2 protein-coding genes and 1 pseudogene are annotated in these 1,540 nt (G+C 51.6%); all 3 read left to right on the top strand.

The window, feature by feature from the left end:
- Positions 1-300 (top strand): hypothetical protein (locus tag HMPREF2779_RS00800; protein WP_233992166.1); only part of this gene is annotated, 300 nt, incomplete at its 5' end.
- Positions 301-406: 106 nt separating this feature from the next.
- Positions 407-967: a hypothetical protein gene (locus tag HMPREF2779_RS00795; RefSeq protein WP_158676569.1), complete on the top strand. Its 561-nt coding sequence runs from the start codon at positions 407-409 to the stop codon at positions 965-967.
- A gap of 354 nt (positions 968-1,321) precedes the next feature.
- A pseudogene (locus HMPREF2779_RS00790) lies at positions 1,322-1,540 on the top strand (hypothetical protein); the annotation flags it as partial.

The raw sequence follows: 1,540 nt of genomic DNA, 5'->3' as shown, positions 1-1,540 counted from the left end.
TGGACAGCCCCCACCCGGGTCGACCTTCCTACACTACCGACGGACAATGGACCAATCAGCACATCGGGATTCAACGTCTACCGGATGACCTTTACCGGCCCGCTCACCAATAAGGTTGTTGAAGAAAAGTCATCTGCAACCTGGCCCGGCACCAAAATAGCGCTGCGATTCTCGTCACGAATCAGGCCGCGCAGTAGCAACAGCTACTTCTACGGCGGCTACGTTTTCAGCGCCACCCTGGATAACGGGTACAGCTTCGAGGATAAAACTCTCATCCAGCGCTCCAAGTTTGCTGCGTAATCTCAGCCCCTGTCGCTCAGCGCGACAGGGGCTTTCTTTCTGACCGCCCGCCGTCCTTGCAACCGCCACCATCCCCACTTACGCAGCTTCTCACGAAATTTATAGTTTGGACTCAAACAACAGCGGTACTTACACCCGTGATAACAGCACGGGGTGCCTAACCAGCCTAACCGTGACAAACTCTGTCAATACCAACGGCGACCCTGCAGGTATCGTTGCAATCTACCCCGAAGGTATGGGCCAAGTTCAGAACGCAGAGATAACGAATCTCCTAGTAACCTGGCACCTACCCACCGGTCTTGTCGACAGCTTTAACATAACTTTAGGCAATTGGACCTACCTCGGCTCCTATTCTGTAGCTGATTCAGTCCTCGACTATCAGCCTGCTGAAAACGGCAACCTGAGCTACACCGTTCCCACCAGCGGTCTTACCGCTTACGAATTTGAGTACAACGGCACCCTCAGCACCACCACTCAGCAGGAAGGGTCACTTACCCCTGATCCCGCCTCTTATTTCACTGCTGAAGCGGTTACTTCTTCCGATAGTTGCCCCGACCCCCAGTCAGGTATTGAAGCAGTTTATGTGACCGAGTACAGCATTGCCACCGACAGCGGTTACAGCGTAGATGGCTTTACTGGACGCGTTCAGGCTCTAACTCTTTCCTAGTATTCCAAAAGTCTCTCCCTAGCCTGCCCCTCCTACCGGAGGGGCGGGCTAGCTGTTTAAATACCCGTTCCCAGTTTCCCGTCTTTTAACAACAGCAATCCTGCCACCCGGCCCCACTTATAAGCACTATCGTATTTATAAAATCAGCACAGTAAAGTACAAATATGCTTCCAAGTAGCTCATACTTACCCCTTGATTCTGGTGATACCGCAGAAAATAAGTAATTTTAAAGTTGCTAGATATCACATCAATACTCTTTAAAATCTAGTTGTTTTTGAACAAAGTCATGCTATATACTTTTTCTTGACTGGGTCATACTCACCAAACTCAAAACATACTTTCCAGGAGACACTCATGCCTACTATCTCTCGCCGCGCCCTTGCTCAGGGCGCAGTCTGGGCGGCACCCACCGTCCTTGCAACCACCGCCATCCCCGCCTACGCAGCATCGCGGCTCTTGTACTACTTTGCACAAAGCCAGACTGGGTCACTCACGTACTACTTCCAGGATAACTGGTACTCCAGCAAGGTACACACTATGACACCCGTCGCCCCGGAACTCGCAGGTTTCTCC

The organism is Rothia sp. HMSC069C03, assembly GCF_001811075.1.
GTDB classification, from domain to species: Bacteria; Actinomycetota; Actinomycetes; order Actinomycetales; family Micrococcaceae; genus Rothia; species Rothia mucilaginosa.
The sequence above is the reverse complement of the archived record's forward strand: the minus strand, read 5'-3'. Positions and strand labels throughout refer to the sequence as shown.